This window comes from Faecalibacterium sp. BIOML-A4 (assembly GCF_009679665.1).
In the GTDB taxonomy this organism is placed as follows: Bacteria; Bacillota; Clostridia; order Oscillospirales; family Ruminococcaceae; genus Faecalibacterium; species Faecalibacterium taiwanense.
This window is the reverse complement of the sequence record NZ_WKZG01000005.1, coordinates 125,561-143,225: the sequence shown is the minus strand read 5'-3', so window position 1 is coordinate 143,225 and position 17,665 is coordinate 125,561. Positions and strand designations below refer to the sequence as shown.

The 17,665-nt window shown below is 56.7% G+C and carries 14 protein-coding genes and 1 tRNA gene; 12 read left to right on the top strand and 3 right to left on the bottom strand.

The features are described 5' to 3' along the window. Positions 1–338: 338 nt before the first annotated feature. The 3 genes from GKG34_RS05220 to nth all read right to left on the bottom strand — a co-directional run bounded on the left by GKG34_RS05220 (position 339) and on the right by nth (position 1,531). A tRNA-Thr gene (locus GKG34_RS05220) sits at positions 339–414 on the bottom strand. 167 nt (positions 415–581) lie between these two features. Next, positions 582–821: a GlsB/YeaQ/YmgE family stress response membrane protein gene (locus GKG34_RS05215; protein ID WP_005941717.1), complete on the bottom strand. Its 240-nt coding sequence runs from the start codon at positions 819–821 to the stop codon at positions 582–584. Positions 822–841: 20 nt separating this feature from the next. Next, the gene (gene nth, locus GKG34_RS05210) at positions 842–1,531 is read right to left on the bottom strand and encodes an endonuclease III (RefSeq protein WP_044953658.1); all 690 of its coding nucleotides are present in this window, start codon (positions 1,529–1,531) and stop codon (positions 842–844) included. Between the two features lie 183 nt (positions 1,532–1,714). On the opposite strand from nth, the gene GKG34_RS05205 reads away from it, so the two are divergent. The 12 genes from GKG34_RS05205 (at position 1,715) to ileS (ending at position 17,623) form a co-directional block, all read left to right on the top strand. Further along, positions 1,715–2,989, top strand: a complete 1,275-nt coding sequence (locus tag GKG34_RS05205) for a replication-associated recombination protein A (protein WP_044953659.1) — start codon at positions 1,715–1,717, stop codon at positions 2,987–2,989. Positions 2,990–3,028: 39 nt separating this feature from the next. Further along, the gene (locus tag GKG34_RS05200) at positions 3,029–3,421 is read left to right on the top strand and encodes a transcriptional repressor (protein ID WP_005941724.1); all 393 of its coding nucleotides are present in this window, start codon (positions 3,029–3,031) and stop codon (positions 3,419–3,421) included. A gap of 134 nt (positions 3,422–3,555) precedes the next feature. Then, entirely contained in the window at positions 3,556–4,935 is a 1,380-nt protein-coding gene (gene miaB, locus GKG34_RS05195; RefSeq protein ID WP_005941726.1) for a tRNA (N6-isopentenyl adenosine(37)-C2)-methylthiotransferase MiaB, read from the top strand. Positions 4,936–4,988: 53 nt separating this feature from the next. Continuing rightward, positions 4,989–5,396, top strand: a complete 408-nt coding sequence (locus GKG34_RS05190) for a YlbF family regulator (RefSeq protein WP_097775655.1) — start codon at positions 4,989–4,991, stop codon at positions 5,394–5,396. A gap of 112 nt (positions 5,397–5,508) precedes the next feature. After that, positions 5,509–8,124, top strand: coding sequence for a DNA mismatch repair protein MutS (gene mutS, locus GKG34_RS05185; protein ID WP_154255719.1), 2,616 nt, complete (start codon positions 5,509–5,511; stop codon positions 8,122–8,124). A gap of 43 nt (positions 8,125–8,167) precedes the next feature. Beyond that, positions 8,168–10,309, top strand: a complete 2,142-nt coding sequence (gene mutL / locus GKG34_RS05180; protein ID WP_154255718.1) for a DNA mismatch repair endonuclease MutL — start codon at positions 8,168–8,170, stop codon at positions 10,307–10,309. Continuing rightward, positions 10,293–11,237, top strand: a complete 945-nt coding sequence (gene miaA / locus GKG34_RS05175) for a tRNA (adenosine(37)-N6)-dimethylallyltransferase MiaA (RefSeq protein ID WP_154255717.1) — start codon at positions 10,293–10,295, stop codon at positions 11,235–11,237. Before mutL ends, miaA begins: the two co-directional genes overlap by 17 nt. Positions 11,238–11,242: 5 nt before the next feature. Further along, the gene (locus tag GKG34_RS05170) at positions 11,243–12,556 is read left to right on the top strand and encodes an HlyD family efflux transporter periplasmic adaptor subunit (protein ID WP_243139208.1); all 1,314 of its coding nucleotides are present in this window, start codon (positions 11,243–11,245) and stop codon (positions 12,554–12,556) included. A gap of 110 nt (positions 12,557–12,666) precedes the next feature. Further along, complete coding sequence (locus GKG34_RS05165) at positions 12,667–13,131, top strand: cell division protein SepF (RefSeq protein WP_154255715.1); 465 nt, start codon at positions 12,667–12,669, stop codon at positions 13,129–13,131. After that, on the top strand, positions 13,115–13,933 hold the full coding sequence (locus GKG34_RS05160) for a S4 domain-containing protein (RefSeq protein WP_005941859.1): 819 nt from the start codon (positions 13,115–13,117) through the stop codon (positions 13,931–13,933). The genes GKG34_RS05165 and GKG34_RS05160 overlap by 17 nt, the downstream gene beginning before the upstream one ends. Before the next feature lie 21 nt (positions 13,934–13,954). Then, positions 13,955–14,788 carry a DivIVA domain-containing protein gene (locus GKG34_RS05155; protein WP_223387554.1) on the top strand — a complete coding sequence of 278 codons (834 nt, stop codon included), beginning with the start codon at positions 13,955–13,957 and terminating at the stop codon, positions 14,786–14,788. Positions 14,789–14,827: 39 nt separating this feature from the next. Continuing rightward, positions 14,828–17,623, top strand: a complete 2,796-nt coding sequence (gene ileS, locus GKG34_RS05150; protein ID WP_005941863.1) for an isoleucine--tRNA ligase — start codon at positions 14,828–14,830, stop codon at positions 17,621–17,623. Positions 17,624–17,665 lie beyond the last annotated feature (42 nt).

Here is a 17,665-nt window from a genome sequence, read left to right as displayed (position 1 = left end):
ATTTTCAATAAAATTTCATATATTGAACCATAAAAGCTGTGTAGGATTACAATAGATGTGTCACAAAGTGAAAAAAGACGAATGAGTCGTTCTGTGGTACAGTTAAATTGCTACACCAAACATCACAGAAACTCATCATTGACAAACCTACATTGTGAACTCAAGGAGCCTGTCCAAAAGAAAGCATAAAAATGCGTATAACGCCCTATGAAATGGTGTCACGGGGCGTTTTATTTTGTCTTGTTTTGTGGGCGATGTTGCGGTTTTGTGAAAACTTGCGAGACTAAATAAAAAAATCCCACGAAATTACGATTCTAAACGTAATTTCGTAGGACTTTTGGAGCTACTGACCTGATTCGAACAGGCGACCTGCTCATTACGAGTGAGCTGCTCTACCAGCTGAGCCACAGTAGCAGATAAAATTTTCTTGCATGTTCTGCAACGAGAAATATTCTATCATACTTCCTGTGCGCTGTCAAGATTTGATTTTGCGGCAGAACAGGTGCAAATAGTCTGTGACGCAAAAATATAACTGCTCTCCGAGAAAAAAACTCGAAGAGCAGCCTTGCACACAAGAAAAATCAGTTGAACAGCTTACGGCCGATCCAGATGCAGATGCAGGCACCCACAACGGAAACGAGGATCTCACCCACGATGCCGGTAGCGCTCAGACCGATCAGGCCGAACACGATGCTGCCTACAAAACCGCCCAGAATGCCCAGCACGATATTGCGCACGGTGGAAGTTTCGCTGCCCATAATGCGGCCGGCGATGTAACCAGCCAGAGCGCCGATCAGCAGACTGAAAATAAAACCAAACATAATATTCTACCTCCTGAATTTTAAAGCTCTGCGCTCTGCCCGGCGGTTTCCCGGGCAAAGCGGCAAATATCCTTCAAACAACATTTTTCGCATTCTGGTTTGCGCGCATTGCACACTGCCCGACCATGCATCACAAAGCGGTGGCACAGGTCGCTGCCTTCTTCCGGAGGAACGATCTTCCACAGGGCCATTTCCACCTTCTGCGGTTCCTTGATGCCGTCCACAAGGCCGATCTTGTTGCACAGCCGGATGCAGTGGGTGTCTGTTACGATAGCAGGCTTGCCAAACACATCGCCCATGATAAGGTTTGCGCTCTTGCGGCCTACGCCGGGCAGGGCGAGCAGCTCCTCAAAGGTGGTGGGCACCTGACAACCGTATTTATCGCGCAGCACCCGCATACAGGCGGAGATATCCCGCGCTTTGGAGTGTCCCAACCCGCAGGGCTTGACGATGGCTTCAATGTCTTCGGGTTCTGCAGCAGCCAGCGCAGCAACATTGGGATATTTGGCAAACAGGTCTTCCACCACAATGTTCACGCGGGCATCGGTGCACTGGGCTGCCAGACGCACGCTGACCAGAAGCTGCCAGGCGTGGTCATAATCCAATGTACAGCCGGCATCTGGGTATTCTTTTTTTAACCGGTCAATCACTTCCAGCGCCAGCGCCTTTTTTGCAGTAAGGTCTTCTGGTGCTTTTTTGCGAACAGGCATTTCATCCACTCCTATCGACAAAAGCTGATACGATAATACCATGTTTTGCGTTTTTTGTAAACTGCGGGCAAAAATTATCTGAGAATGATTTTCAGATAAAACCTTGCTCTTACTGCCAAAATGCGATATACTATAGAAAAATGCTGGGGGAATCGCGCCTCGGTACGGGAGGAGGAAAACACGATGAACGAACCACTGGCACAGCGTCTGCGGCCCAAAACACTGGCAGATGTCTGCGGTCAGCAGCATCTGTTGGCACCGGGCAGGGTGTTCCGCCGTACCATCGAGAGCGGACGCATCCCGAACATGATCTTCTACGGCCCGTCCGGTACCGGAAAAACGACGGTGGCACGCATCATTGCAGAAAACAGTGGTATGACGCTGCATAAGCTCAATGGCACTTCCTGCGGCACCGGGGACATCAAGGCGGTGCTCAAGGATATCGGCACGCTGGCAGGTGCGGGAGGCATCCTGCTGTATCTGGACGAGATCCAGTACCTGAACAAAAAACAGCAGCAGAGCCTGCTGGAATGCATTGAGGACGGCTCGGTGACGCTCATTGCATCCACCACCGAAAATCCATACTTCTACATTTATAATGCGCTGCTGTCCCGCTGTACGGTGTTTGAGTTCAAATCACTTTCGGCAGCGGATGTGGAGCGTGGGGTGCACAATGCACTGAAAAAGCTTTCGGAAGGGGAGAGCACAAAGGTCTGCATGGACGAGGATGCCTGTGCCTACCTTGCCGAGAGCGCAGGCGGCGACCTGCGCAAGGCGCTGGGCTGTCTTGATTTTGCGGTGACGGCAGCTCCCATTGAGGATGGGGAAAAGCACATTACGCTGGAAATGATCCAGCAGGTCACCCGCCGCACTGCCATGCGGTATGACCGGGAGGGCGATGACCACTACGACATCGTGTCAGCCTACCAGAAGTCCATGCGCGGCTCCGACCCGGATGCGGCGCTGCATTATCTGGCCCGTCTGCTGGAAGCAGGAGATCTGCCCTCGGCCTGCCGTCGCCTAATGGTATGTGCCTGCGAGGATGTGGGCCTTGCCTATCCACAGATCATCCCCATTGTGAAGGCGGCAATTGATGCCGCCAACATGGTGGGCCTGCCGGAAGCACGGCTCCCGCTGGCAGATGCCGTCATTCTGGTGGCCACCAGTCCTAAGTCCAACAGTGCCCATGATGCCATCAACGCGGCCATTGCGGATGTGCAGGCGGGCCGTACCGGGCCGATCCCGCGCCAACTGCAGAACAAGCACTACGACGGTGAGGATGCGCTGGTAAAGGGACAGAATTACAAATACGCCCATGATTACGCCCACCACTGGGTGGAGCAGCAGTACCTGCCAGATGCCATCAAGGACGTAAAATATTATACCTTTGGCGATAACAAAAATGAGCAGGCGGCCCGTGCCTACTGGGCAAAGATCAAGGGCGAAGAGAACGTCTGAACAAGACCTTTTGTATGAGGAGAAAGCAAAGGAGAAGTTATGCGATATTCCAAACAGCGTGAGCTGGTCATGCAGACGGTGCAGAACCTGTGCGACCACCCCACCGCCGAGGAAATTTATGATGCTGCAGTCAAGGAATGCCCGGGCCTGAGCCTTGGCACCGTATACCGTAACCTGAATAGTCTGGTGGATGCGGGCCGGGTGCGCCGGGTGTCCATTCCAGGCAAGGCTGACCGCTTTGACCACACGCTGCCCTGGCACAGCCATCTGTACTGCACCGTGTGCGGCAGCGTGACCGATGCCGAGGTGGACGAAAAGCAGGTAATGAAACTGGTGAAAAACCAGAAGGGCTATGTGCAGGACTGCGCTGTTGTGCTGATCGGCGTATGCGAGGTCTGCTGCGAGAAGCAGGCGCAGGAAAACGCCCACTGAACCATAAAATTTGCACGGAACCTCTTGCCCGGAGCGTATAAACAGGGTATACTATAGAGAAGGCTCTTTTCAGAAAGTGCAAGTAGATTTTCGCCGCACAGGGCGCTTCGGCCCGGCGGAGAAGGATGGTTTGATTGGAATACATTAGTTTTGAACATAATAACATTGCCGCTGAGCTGGTAAAGCAGGCCTATGATACGCCGCCGCTGGCCTTTGTGCACAGCTATGGCTGTCAGCAGAACGTGAACGACGGCGAGCGGATCAAGGGCGTGCTGATGGACATCGGCTATGGCCTGTGCGATAAGCCCGAGGATGCAGACCTGATCCTCTTCAACACCTGCGCCGTGCGTGAGCATGCCGAGCAGCGTGTGTTCGGCAACGTAGGTGCCCTGAAGGGACTCAAGGAAAAAAAGCATGATCTCATCATCGGCCTGTGCGGATGCATGGCCAACCAGAAGCACGTGGTAGAAAAGCTGCGCCAGAGCTATCCTTACGTTGACCTTGTGTTTGGCGTGGACGGAATCGATACCCTGCCGCAGCTCATTGCCCAGAAGCTGCAGAAGCATAAGCGTGTGCTGATGGAACCCGCCCAGCGCCCGGTCATCGTGGAGAATATCCCCATCCGGCGTGAGAGCGAGTTCCGCGCATGGCTGCCCATCATGTACGGCTGCGACAACTTCTGCACCTACTGCATCGTGCCTTATGTGCGCGGCCGCGAGAAGAGCCGCAAGCCCGGCGATATCCTTGCCGAGTTCCGCGGTCTTGTGGAGGCAGGCTATAAGGAGATCACATTGCTGGGACAGAACGTCAACAGCTACGGCAAGGGTCTGGAAGAAAAGGTGGACTTTTCTGATCTGCTCAACCTGCTGTGCACGGTGCCCGGCGATTATCACATCCGCTTTATGACCAGCCACCCCAAGGATGCCAGCCACAAGCTGATCGACACCATTGCCGCCCAGCCGAAGCTGTGCAAGCACCTGCACCTGCCGGTGCAGTGCGGCTCCGATGAACTGCTGAAGAAGATGAACCGCCACTACACGGTGGAGCAGTACATGGAGCTGATCGAATACGCTCGCAAAACGGTGCCCGGCATCACCTTTTCCAGTGACATCATCGTTGGCTTCCCCGGCGAGACCGAAGCAGACTTTGTAAAGACGCTGGAACTGGTGCAGAAGGTGGGCTATATGCAGCTGTTCACCTTTATCTACTCCAAGCGCACCGGCACCAAGGCTGCCGAAATGCCGGACCCCACCCCCCGTAAGGAAAAGACCGACCGCATGACCCGCCTGCTCAAGGTGCAGGACGAGATCGCCATGGCGCTGGTCAAGGCGCAGGTTGGTCAGACTGTGAAGGTACTGGTAGAGGGCTTTGGCCGCAATGAGGGCACCCTCTCCGGCCGTCTGGACAACAACCTGACGGTGGAGTTCACGGCAGACGCTTCCCTGATGGGCAGCTATGCCAACGTACATCTCACGGGCGCACGGGCGACTGTGCTGCTGGGTGAGCTTGCCTGAGTGATTCCGGGGCAGTGCCCCTGAACGTATAAAATAAGAAGGAGACCATTCAAATGGATTGCATTGATCTTTTCAAGCGCGCAGCCGTTGCGCTGCAGACCGATAGCCGCTACCTCGTTCTGGATCAGACCCGCAAGGCAAACGATAAGGACGAAGAGCTGCAGAACCTGATCGGCGAGTTCAACCTCGCCCGCATGGATCTGAACAATGAGATCGGCAAGAGCGAGCGCAACGATGCCCGCATCGCCGAACTGAACGAAAAGGTGAACAGCCTGTACGGCCAGATCATGGGCAACGAGGGCATGGTGGCTTACAACGAGGCCAAGCGTGACTGCGAGAACCTCGTGAACTATATCGATGCCATCATCAACACTGCCATGAATGGCGGCGACCCCATGACGGTACAGGAGCCTTCTGCTTCCTGCACCGGCAGCTGCTCCACCTGCGGCGGCTGCCACTAAAACCGGCAAAAACAAAACGCGGCTGTGCAAAACAGACCGCGTTTTGTTTGCAAAAGCGGTTACAAGCCGCAAACTTGTGCACAGAACCATAGAACGGGAGAGAGGGTAAACCATGGCAGAGCTGTCGCCCATGATGCAGCAATATCTTGAGATCAAAAAACAACATAAGGATGAAATTCTGTTTTACCGCATCGGCGATTTTTATGAGATGTTCTTTGACGATGCCCTGACGGCATCCAAGGAACTGGACCTGACCCTGACCGGCAAGCAGTGCGGCATGGAAGAGCGAGCACCCATGTGCGGCGTGCCCTTCCACAGCTACGAGGGCTATGTGGCGCGGCTGATCGCCAAGGGCTACAAAGTAGCCATCTGTGAGCAGGTGGAAGACCCGGCCAAGGCCAAGGGCCTTGTCAAGCGGGACATCATCCGCGTGGTCACACCCGGCACGGTCATTGAGAGCAGTATGCTGCAGGATGACCGCAATAACTACATTGCCAGTATCTTCCTCAAAGGAAAGAAAGCAGGTTTGTGCTTTGCGGATGTCTCTACCGGTACGGCCCATATCACAGAGCTGAATGCAGACAAGATTGCCCCGGCGGTCATTACGGAGCTGTGCCGCTACCATCCCAGCGAAGTGCTGATGAATCCGGGTCTGCTGGACTGCCGCGAGGTGACGGCGTACATCAAAAAGAATATGACTTGTTCGGTGGAGCTGATCGAAGAGGAGCGCTATGCACCGGGCCTTGTGGCGGCATCGCTGGAAAACCAGTTTGGCCGCGACTGGGCGCAGACCACCGGCATTGCAGCGGACGGCCTTGTGCGCTTTGCCATGGCGGCACTGCTGGAATATCTGCACGATACCCAGATCAAGGGCGTGGAACGTCTGAAAACGGTCATAACCTATAATAAGGCCCAGTTCATGCGTCTTTCGCCCGTGACCCGCGCCAATCTGGAGCTGACCGAGACGCTGCGCGGCCGCGAAAAGCGGGGCACGCTGCTCTGGGTGCTGGATAAGACCAGTACATCCATGGGCAAGCGTATGCTGCGCAGCTGGATCGAGCAGCCGCTTATTTCCAGTGCACTCATCAACCACCGCCTGAACGCTGTGGAGAGCCTTGTCAAGCAGACCATGGCCCGCGGCGACCTGACCGAAGAGCTGGGTTACATTGCGGATATGGAACGCCTGATGACCCGCACGGTTTACGGCTCTGCCACACCCAAGGAGATCTATACGCTGGCCCAGACCTGCGACCGACTGCCCGGCCTGCGCAGGCTGGCTGAGGCCTGCGGCTGCCCGGAGCTTGCTGAACTGGCAGTACAGATCGATCCGTTGGAGGACATCAAGGCCCGTATTTATGCGGCGGTGGACCCGGAAGCGCCCTCTACCCTCAAGGATGGCGGTGTCATTGCCAAAGGCTACCATGCCGAGGTGGACGAGCTGCGTTCCATTCGTGACAATACCAAAGGCGTTCTGGCGCAGCTGGAAGCCCGCCTGCGGCAGGAGACCGGCATCCCCAAGCTGAAGATCGGCTATAACCATGTGTTTGGCTACTTCATCGAGGTAAGCAACTCCTATAAGAGCATGGTGCCGGAGACCTACATCCGCAAGCAGACCCTGACTTCCGGCGAACGCTACATCACGCAGGAACTGAAAGAGCTGGAAAGCAAGATCTTAGGTGCCCACGAACGGCTCATCACGCTGGAGCACCGCCTGTTCAGCGAACTGCTGGAAAGCATCAGCGCTCAGCTGGACCGCATCCAGCGCACGGCCAATGCGGTGGCCCAGCTGGATGTGCTCACGGCGCTGGCGCAGGTGGCAGCGGAAAACAACTACTGCCGTCCCATCGTGGACGACAGTGACGAGCTGACCATCACCGAGGGCCGTCACCCTGTGGTGGAGCAGATGCTGAAAGGCAGCCTGTTTGTACCCAATGATACCACCCTGAACTGCGGTGCAGACCGCTGCCTGATCATCACCGGCCCCAACATGGCAGGTAAATCTACGTACATGCGCCAGAATGCACTGATTGCGCTGATGGCGCAGATCGGCTCCTTTGTACCGGCTTCCAGCTGCCATGTGGGTGTGGTGGATGCCATTTTCACTCGCATCGGTGCGTCGGACGATCTGTCTGCCGGTCAGTCCACCTTTATGGTGGAGATGACCGAGGTAGCGGAGATCCTGAAAAATGCCACCGCCAAAAGCCTTGTGGTGCTGGACGAGATCGGCCGCGGCACTTCCACCTTTGACGGTATGAGCATTGCCCGCGCCGTAGTGGAGCACATTGCAGACCCCGCCAAGGGCCTTGGCTGCAAGACTCTGTTTGCCACCCACTACCACGAGCTGACCGAGCTGGAAGGCGGCGTGGACGGCGTAAAAAACTACAATATTGCAGTAAAAAAACGCGGCGAGGACATCACCTTCCTGCGCCGCATCGTGCGCGGCCCGGCGGATGACAGCTACGGCATCGAGGTGGCAAAGCTGGCAGGCCTGCCCGGCAGTGTGACCCGCCGCGCCCATGAGGTGCTGCGCGCGCTGGAAGCAACTGCACCTAAAAATAAAGTAGAGCAGATGGATTTTGATGCCCTGCAGGAGTATAACTCTCCGGCTGTGCCCAGCGAGATGATGGACAAGCTGGAAGCTCTGGATGTGGAAACACTCACCCCCATTGAGGCGTTGAACTTCCTCTACGAGCTGAAAAAGACCCTGAAGGGCAGCCTGAACAGATGAAACTGCTCTACCTGACCCAGACCATACAAGGAGGGAAAACACCATGGCAGTGATCCATGTTCTGGATAAGCACACAGCCGAGCTGATCGCAGCCGGTGAGGTGGTCGAGCGTCCGGCATCCGTTGTTAAGGAGCTGCTGGAAAACTCCATTGATGCCGGTGCCACGCAGGTGACCGTCAGCATTGAATCCGGCGGCGTTAAGCTGATCGAAATCAGCGATAACGGCACCGGCATCGAGGCAGAATATATCTCCACGGCGTTTATCCGCCACGCCACCAGCAAAATTGAAACACCGGACGATCTGACCAACATCCATACGCTTGGCTTCCGCGGTGAAGCACTGGCATCCATTGCCAGCGTGGCCCGTGTAGAGCTGACCACCCGAACCGAGGTGGACGAGTTTGCCACGGTCTACCGTATTGAGGGCGGGGAAGAGGTCTCCCGTGAGCCGGGTGCCAGAGCTGTGGGCACCACCATCCGGGTAAAGGATCTGTTTTACAACACGCCTGCCCGTATGAAGTTCCTCAAAAAGGACTCCTCCGAGGGCACCTTTGTGTCGGATACAGTTACCCATGTAGCGCTCAGCCACCCGGAAGTCAGCGTCAAGTTCATCCGTGAGGGCAAGCTGCAGTATGTCACGCCCGGCGACGGCCAGCTGCGCGGTGCAGCCTATGCGGTGCTGGGCCGGGAGTTCAGCCGGGACCTCATTGAGCTGAAAAATCAGGAGGGCGTGTACCGCATCACCGGTCTGATTACCCCGCCCAAAAGCTGCCGCGCCAGCCGAAGTATGCAGCATTTTTACATCAATGGCCGCTATGTGCGCAACCGCACCATGATGGCCGGTATGGAGATGGCGTTCAAGGGTACCATGATGCAGGGCAAGTTCCCGGGCGGCATTCTGCTGCTGGAAATGCCGGCCGACCTTGTGGATGTCAATGTGCATCCGGCCAAGATCGAAGCCCGCTTTGCCCGCGAAAATGATGTTTTTGATGTGGTGTATCATGCCGTCAAGCTGGCATTGGCTCAGCCCGGCACCGGTGAACGGCTTTTTACCTTTGAAGCAGACAAAGAAGAAGAAAAAGCTGGAAATTCAAAAAAAGACACTGATATAATCAAAAATGATGTGAAGAATAATAACTTTACAGGGCTTTCTGCAATCATTCGGGGGCAGGCAGACCCGGGCGTTCTGCCACAGCAGCACTGGGAACCGGCAAAACCCGCCGCAGCACCGCAGCAGCCTGCCCCGTCTGCTGCAATGCAAATACCGACAGCACCCAGTGAGCCGCGCTGGAAAGGCAGTGCTCAGAACGAGGATATGCGGGATCCGTTCGTGACCCTTCACAGCCCGAAGCTGGAAACGACAAAGGCACCAGAGCCGTTCCGTGCGGCGGCAAGTGAAACGCAGCTGGATGTGGAACCGGAATTTGGTGAGACAAAACTGCATTCGCCTCAGGACCATATGGCAGCGTGGAACCCTGCGCAGGAAGCACCGAAGGAAGAACCTGAGAGTGCACCCTGTGCAGAAACAGAACCGGATGCGCCGGAAGCGGCAGAACAGAAAACTGTACTGGCCGAGCCGGAGCAGATGAACTTTGATCCGACGGCGGATCAGCCGGAGCCGCTGCGCTATGTGGGCGAGGTGTTCAGAACATATATCCTTGCAGAACGCGGCGACGAGCTGTGCCTGATCGATAAACACGCTGCCCACGAGCGCCAGCTGTACGAAAAACTGGCCGCGAACTATGGCAATGTGCCCAGCCAGATGCTGCTGGAGCCTGCTGCCATCGACCTTGCTGCGGAGGAAAAGCAGGCCCTGCTGGATAACATTCCTCTGCTGGAAAATGCGGGCCTTGAGGTCGCGGACTTTGGCGGCAATACCGTGGTGCTGCGCGCGGTGCCCGCAGATGTGGAGCCGCAGAATGCCGAAAGCCTGCTGGTGGAGATCGCAAATAAGCTGCTCAAGGGCGGCCATGATGCGCTGAACGAGCACACCGAGTGGGTGCTGCATTCTATCTCCTGCCGTGCAGCCATCAAGGCGGGGGACAAGTCCTCGCCGCAGGAACTGCTGGCGCTGGCCGAAAAGATCCTTTCCGGCGAGGTGCCGCCGTTCTGCCCGCATGGCCGCCCCTGCGTACTCAAATTGACCCGGAAGGAGCTGGAAAAGCAGTTTGGACGCATCGTATAAACATCCCGTGGTGGCCGTCGTCGGCCCTACCGCAACCGGAAAGACGGCGCTGGGCGTAGAACTTGCAAAACATTTTTCCGGCGAGGTCATCAGCTGTGATTCCATGCAGATCTATAAAGGTCTGGACATAGGCACGGCAAAGGTGACACCGGAGGAGACCTGCGGTATCCCGCATCACGGCGTGGACATCCTTACACCGGACAAGGCTTTCAGCGTGGCAGACTTTACCGCCATGGCCGGAAAGCTGGAAGAAGAGATCTCTGCCCGGAAGAAGCTGCCCATCCTTGTGGGCGGCACAGGGCTGTATGTTCAGAGCTTTCTGTATGGGGTGCGCTTTACAGAGGAAAAAGCACCTGCCGGTCTGCGGGAGCAGCTGGCGGCGGAACTGGCTGCAAAAGGCGGTGCTGCCATGTACGAAGAACTGAAGCAGGCCGACCCGGAAGCTGCTGCGGCTATCCACCCGAACAATCAGGTGCGGGTGCTGCGCGCACTCGAACATTATCGTGCCACCGGCAAAAAGCTGAGCGAACAGAAGGCGGAGTCTCTCCCACCGGAGCGGCCCTACCGCAGCCTGATCCTCGGTCTGGATTTCCCAGAGCGCGCGGTACTTTACCGCCGCATTGACCTGCGTGTGGACAAAATGCTGGAAGCGGGCCTTATAAAGGAAGCGGAGCATGTCTGGCAGAACCGGGAAAGCTTCCGCACGGCAGCGCAGGCCATCGGATACAAGGAGTTCTTTCCGTATTTTGAGCAGACGGCTCCATTGGAAGCCTGCACGGAAAAGCTCAAGCAGGCATCCCGCAACTATGCCAAGCGCCAGTTGACTTGGTTCCGCCATATGGACGATGTGGTCTGGCTGGATGCCGGTGCACCGGATGCAGTGCAGACTGCCATCCGCAAAACTAGCGAATTTTTAGCGAAAGGATGATCGATATGCCGGATGAGACCCAGAAGGAACGCCATGCGCCGCATGTGCTTACCACTCTGGCAGGCGTGCTGATCGCGTTTCTGCTGCTGGCAGCAATTTATGTGGTGTATCAGGCCGCACATATCCTGTTCCCGCAGAATGTTTATGAGACTGCGCTGCCTGCGGTCATTTCGGATACGGTGGAAGCCGACGGAGTTCTGCTGTTCGACGAAAGCTATGTGGCAGGCAGCGGAAACCTTGGATATCTTGCTGCCGACGGCGAGCGCGTTTCAGCGGGCACCGCAGTGGCAGAAGTGTACAGCAACGCTTCGCAGGCTTCGCTGCGCCTGCAGCTGAACCAGCTGAATGATCAGATCGACCTGCTGCAGAAATCGCAGAACACTTCTGCGCTGCAGCTGGATACCCTTTTAAAAGAACGTTCTTCTGCGCTGTATGACCTGCTGGATACGCTGGACGACAGCGATTATGAAGCGGTGGATGATGATGCCAATGCCTACCTGCTGGCCCAGAACAAGCTCTGGGTGGTAACGGGCGAAGCTGCAAACTTTACCGATCAGATCACTGCGCTGGTCCAGCAGTCCCAGAGCGTGCAGGCGCAGCTGGGCAGCCCGGCGCAGATCACTGCACCGCAGACCGGCTATTTTGTGCGCTCTTCCAGCAGCGGACGGCTCAATGCCAGTGCCGATGATATCCTTGCACTGAACGCACAGGAGCTGCAGGGCTATCTGCAGTCCGACCCAGTGCTGGCACTGGACGGCTGCGCCGGTAAGATCGTGGCAGGGTTCACATGGCGCTATGTGGGCGTGTGCACTGCAAAGCAGGGCGAAAAGCTGCTGGGTCAGAACGGCAAGCCGCTGAGCACAGCGGTGGAGATCAGCTTCCCGGGTCAGGTAGAGAACAGCCTCAAGGCCACCGTCACCGAGGTGGAGATCGATCAGGACAGCGGCCTTGCCCGCTTTGTGCTTTCCTGCAACTCCATCAACGGCGATGTGCTTTGCCTGAACCGGGCTGCAGCACGCATCTCGGTAGGAGAGCGCAGCGGCCTGCGGGTGCCTGCTGCGGCTGTGCACTATTTAAAAGAGGATGGCACCGAGGCACAAACGCAGGGCGAAAACTACATTCCCGGTGTGTACGTGAAACTTGGCAACATTGCCCGCTTCTGCCCGATCGACCCAGTGGACGCAGACCATCCCCTCATCACGGACGGCGATTACATCCTTGTTCTGCCCGAAGGGACCGAGGGCTCGGTCAGCAAGGTGAGGCTTTATGACGAAATAATCGTTTCCGGACAAAATTTGTATGATGGAAAGCTTTTGTAGTTATTGACATCTGAGGCAAAAAATCCGATAATAGATAAAGCTATTATTTGCATCTATTTGCAAAGAACGCCAGGCAGCGCCATGCTGCCCGAATGAAAGGAGCAGATTGTATGTCTTTGCTTGACAGCATTAAGAAAGGTCTGTTTGACCAGGAAGACGATTACGAGGATCAGTACATTGACGATGGCCCCCAGATGGTAAACAATAACAATGGCATCGGCCTTGGTTCTGACGACGAAAATGAAGAGCCTGTTGAGGGTGCCAAGAAGAACGGCAAGGTGGTCAACATCAATGCCACCACTCAGCTCAAGGTCGTTCTGGTCAAGCCTGAGCGTTTTGAGGATGCCAGTACCATTGCTGACCACCTGAACAACAAGCGCACCGTGGTGCTCAATCTGGAGTCCACCAACAAGGAAGTGTCCCGCCGTCTGGTGGACTTCCTGTCCGGTGTTGCATATGCAAACAATGGCCAGATCAAGCGCGTGGCCAACAGCACCTTCATCATCACTCCGTACAACGTGGATATCATGGGTGATCTGCTGGACGAGCTGGAGAACAATGGCGCGTTCTATTGATCCGCAGCCCAAGGCGGCGCGCGGGTTCATCCCTGCGCGTACCGATGAAGAACGCTATCTCATGCGCCATATCGAGGACTTGGCCCACACGGCCTTTTCCCGGGACATTGCGCGGTATTCGGCTTTCCTGAGTGACCGCGAGCAGGACTTGGCCCGCGCGGCACTGGGCCGTGCCGGTGTGCAGGAGGGCTTCCGGTTTGAGGGCGGCTGGCTGAATGCGGAGCGCAGGGTGCTCTGTATCGAGCCGGAGTACAGCTGCGGCGAAGCACCCATCTGCTGTGTGCGGCTGCAATGCCGTGCACAGGCGGGGGCTGCGCTGCCCGCCCACAAGGATTACCTGGGCAGTCTGATGGGCCTTGAGCTGCGGCGCGAGGCGCTGGGAGATATCGTTCTGCCGGAGGATCAGCCGGGCACAGCTTATGTGTTTGCGCTGGAACCGGCAGCACAGCTGATCTGCCGGGAACTGTTTCAGGTTGGACACACGGAGCTGACCACGGAACTGCTGACGCTGGACGAGGTGCCGCAGTTTCCGCAGGCGGAGCGCGAGATGCACAGTGCAACGGTATCGTCCCTGCGGCTGGACGCTGTGCTGGCAGCTATGCTGCACTGCAGCCGAGGACAGGCTTCGGAACTGATCGAGGCGGGCAGGGTGGAGATCAACCACCTGCCGGCGGATAAACCTCATGCGCAGGTATATGAGGGCGATGTGTTCACGGTGCGCGGCAAGGGCCGCTTCAACCTGACTGCACTGCCCGGCAAAAGCAGAAAAGATCGGTCGATCATCGAATTTTTTCAATATTAAAAGCAACGGGAGGAAATGACTATGCTGACTCCGCAGGATGTCCGTTCTGTGCAATTTGAGAAAAACCTCCGCGGCTACCGCACAGAGGACGTAGACCGTTTTCTGGATAAGGTGGAAGAACAGCTGCGGGACGACGATGCGCAGGCGGAACAGCTTCGCAAGCAGATTGCGGACCTGACTGCTGAAAACCAGAAGCTGCACGATGAACTGAAGAGCTTTGAGGCAGATGGTGAAATGCTCAAGAGCGCGCTGATCAATGCACAGCGCATGGGCGAAAATGTCATCCGCGAAGCAAACCAGAAAGCAGAAGAGATCATCCATCGTGCAAATCTGCGCGGTGATGATATCATCCGCGATGCCAACGAACTGCTGCAGAAGGCAAACGACCGTGCAGACGAGATCGAGAACGAAGCAAACGAGAAGCGCCTTGCAGAGGAACGCGAGTATGACCGCGTGCGTTTGGAAGTGACCCGCTTCAAGTCTGATGTGCTCAACCTGTACCGCAGCCATGTGGAGTCGCTGAGCCGTCTGCCGGAGTTCCAGAAGGAAACGGCTGCACAGGATGCCGAACAGGCAGAGCCTGCTGCAGAGGAAAGTGAGCCTGCCGCTGCAGCCCAGCCGCAGGCAGCGGACGTGCAGGAGCCGGAAGCAGAGCCTGCACAGCCCGCACAGGAAGATGCAGAACCTGCTGCCGTTGTTGAAAATGACGACGACAAGGCAGCTGACAGCAGCGAGGATTTCTGGGCAAAGGATGAGAGCCAGCTCAAGCTGGACCCGCCGCCCGCGCCTCCTGCTGATTTTAAGCCGGACGAGCCGGACTACGATGCTTTTCAGGGTGTCAAGTTCAGCGAGTAAGGCAACCCCATAAGGAAATATAGAGGAGAGTGTAAACCATTGGCTAAGAACAAATCGCAGTACGATAGTACTCTGAACCTGCCCAAGACCCTGTTTGAAATGCGTGCCGGCCTGCCCAAGAAGGAGCCGGTCATGCTGAAGGATTGGGACGACAACGACCTGTACAATCAGCTCATGAAGCACAACGAGGGCAAGCCGCAGTTCATTCTGCACGACGGCCCTCCGTACGCAAACGGTAATATCCACATGGGTACTGCCCTGAACAAGATCATCAAGGATATCATTATCCGCGATAAGAACATGGAGGGTTTCCAGGCTCCCTATGTGCCCGGCTTTGATACCCACGGCCTGCCAATCGAGCTGAAGGCTCTGTCCTCCGTCGGTGATAAGAAGAAGGACATTTCCAAGCTGGAACTGCGCCAGATCTGCGAAAAGTTTGCTACTGAGCACATCGATATCATGAGCGACCAGTTCAAGCGTCTGGGCGTTATCGGCGATTTCGAGCATCCGTATCTGACCCTGAAGCCTGAGTTCGAGGCACGCCAGATCGAGATCTTTGGCGAGATGGCAAAGAAGGGCTACATCTACAAGGGCCTGAAGCCCGTGTACTGGTGCCCGGACTGCCGCACGGCTCTGGCAGAGGCCGAGATCGAGTACGGCGAGGACGACTGCGATTCCATCTTCGTGCGTTTCCACGTCTCTCAGGACCCCAACGGTGTGCTGGCAAAGCACGGCATCCCGATGGACAAGACCTACTTCGTCATCTGGACCACTACCACTTGGACTCTGCCCGCTAACGAGGCAATCTGCCTGAACGGCCAGTTCGAGTACTCCTTCGTCAAGATCGGCGATGAGTTCCACATCATGGCCACCGAGCTGGTCAAGAGCGTCATGGACGCCTGCCACATCGAGAACTACGAGATCGTGGGTGAGCCGGTCTCCGGTGCCGAGTTTGAGCTGATGCGCTACAACCACGTCTACCTGCCCAAGGAGGGCTGGGTCATTCTGGGCGATCACGTCACGCTGGAAAGCGGTTCCGGCTGCGTCCATACCGCAGGCGGCCACGGCGTGGACGACTTCAACGTCTGCCAGAAGTATCCGCAGGTGCCCATCACCGTCCCCGTGGACGATGGCGGCTATCTGACCGAGCTGGCCGGTAAGTATGCAGGTCAGCGCGTGTGGGCTGCCAACAAGACCATTCTGGCCGATTTGACCGAGTCCGGTGCTGTCATGGGTCAGGTGCACATCAAGCATCAGTACCCGCACTGCTGGCGCTGCCATCACCCCATCATCTTCCGTGCAACGGAACAGTGGTTCTGCTCCATCGCAAAGTTCCGCGAGGATGTCTATAAGGCCATCGACACCGTTACCTGGATGCCGGATTGGGGCCATGACCGCATGAAGGGCATGGTGCGCGACCGCAACGACTGGTGCATCAGCCGCCAGCGCACCTGGGGCGTGCCCATTCCCGCATTCTATTGCAAGAAGTGCGGCACCTACCACATCACCGATGCCACCATCAAGGCTGTCAGCGACCTGTTCCGCAAGGAAGGTTCCGATGCATGGTATAAGTACGAAGCCGAGCAGATCATCCCCGCAGGCGAAGTGTGCGAAAAGTGCGGTGCTTCCGAGTGGACCAAGGACACCGACATCATGGACGTCTGGTTCGACTCCGGCTCCACCCACGCCGCTGTGCTGGAGGAGCGCCCGGAACTGCGCTTCCCGGCTGATATGTATATGGAAGGCGGCGACCAGTTCCGCGGCTGGTTCCAGTCCAGCCTGCTGACCAGCGTTGCAAGCAAGGGCTGCGCACCCTATAAGTCTGTTCTGTGCCACGGCTGGGTCGTGGATGAGCAGGGCAAGCAGATGCACAAGAGCGCCGGCAACGGCGTGGAGCCCAGCGAGATCATCAAGGACTACGGCGCTGATATCATCCGTCTGTGGGTGGCTTCTTCCGACTACACCGTGGATGTGCGTGCCGGCAAGAACATCTTCAAGCAGCTGAGCGAGGCTTACCGCAAGATCCGCAACACCGCCCGCTTCATTCTGGGCAATCTGGACGGCTTTGATCCCAACACTGACTGTGTGGCTGACGATCAGCTGCAGGAGATCGACCGCTGGGCACTGGCTGCTCTGGATGACCTGATGGTCAACACCAGCGCAGGCTACGCAGTGTACGACTTCAACAAGGTCTATCATGCAGTGTACAACTTCTGCGTTGTTGCAATGTCCAACTTCTATCTGGATGTGACCAAGGATCGCCTGTACTGCACCAACGGCGCAGGCCGCAAGGCTGCTCAGACCACCATGTACAAGATCCTTGTGGCTCTGGACAAGATCATTGCTCCTATCCTGTGCTTCACCAGTCAGGAGATCTGGGACTTCATGCCCAAGACTGAGGGCATGAACCAGTACGTTGTCTTTGAGGAGATGCCCAAGGCCGGCCAGTATGCCGCCGATGAAGCCTTCAAGGCAAAGTGGGCACAGCTGATCGCCGTCCGTGACGAGGTGAAGAAGGTTCTGGAGCAGGCCCGTGCCGAAAAGGTCATCGGTGCTTCTCTGGAGGCTGCCGTCACCCTGTACTGCAATGACGCGGTGTATGATCTGCTCAACAGCATCCCCATGGACGAGCTGGCCGACCTGATGATCGTCTCTCAGGTAGAGCTGGTCAAGGGCGAAGGCGGCGCTGCAAGTGCTGTTGAAGGCCTGGGCGTTGCTGCTGCACATGCCACCGGCGAAAAGTGCGAGCGCTGCTGGAAGTATTCTTCTTCCATCGGCAGCCATGCCGCACATCCCACCCTGTGCGCACGCTGCGCCAGCGTTGTGGAAGCCTAAGCGTTCCGCATAAAACAATGTTTTAAAGGGCGGCGCTCCCTT

Excerpts from the sequence above, each read along its gene's own strand:
- mutS (WP_154255719.1), top strand. The coding sequence starts at position 5,509 with ATGGCAGAGCTGTCGCCCATGATGCAGCAATATCTTGAGATCAAAAAA.
- GKG34_RS05155 (WP_223387554.1), top strand. The coding sequence starts at position 13,955 with ATGCTGACTCCGCAGGATGTCCGTTCTGTGCAATTTGAGAAAAACCTC.
- GKG34_RS05170 (WP_243139208.1), top strand. The coding sequence starts at position 11,243 with ATGCCGGATGAGACCCAGAAGGAACGCCATGCGCCGCATGTGCTTACC.
- GKG34_RS05190 (WP_097775655.1), top strand. The coding sequence starts at position 4,989 with ATGGATTGCATTGATCTTTTCAAGCGCGCAGCCGTTGCGCTGCAGACC.
- GKG34_RS05205 (WP_044953659.1), top strand. The coding sequence starts at position 1,715 with ATGAACGAACCACTGGCACAGCGTCTGCGGCCCAAAACACTGGCAGAT.
- GKG34_RS05165 (WP_154255715.1), top strand. The coding sequence starts at position 12,667 with ATGTCTTTGCTTGACAGCATTAAGAAAGGTCTGTTTGACCAGGAAGAC.
- nth (WP_044953658.1), bottom strand. The coding sequence starts at position 1,531 with ATGCCTGTTCGCAAAAAAGCACCAGAAGACCTTACTGCAAAAAAGGCG.
- GKG34_RS05200 (WP_005941724.1), top strand. The coding sequence starts at position 3,029 with ATGCGATATTCCAAACAGCGTGAGCTGGTCATGCAGACGGTGCAGAAC.
- GKG34_RS05215 (WP_005941717.1), bottom strand. The coding sequence starts at position 821 with ATGTTTGGTTTTATTTTCAGTCTGCTGATCGGCGCTCTGGCTGGTTAC.
- mutL (WP_154255718.1), top strand. The coding sequence starts at position 8,168 with ATGGCAGTGATCCATGTTCTGGATAAGCACACAGCCGAGCTGATCGCA.
- GKG34_RS05160 (WP_005941859.1), top strand. The coding sequence starts at position 13,115 with ATGGCGCGTTCTATTGATCCGCAGCCCAAGGCGGCGCGCGGGTTCATC.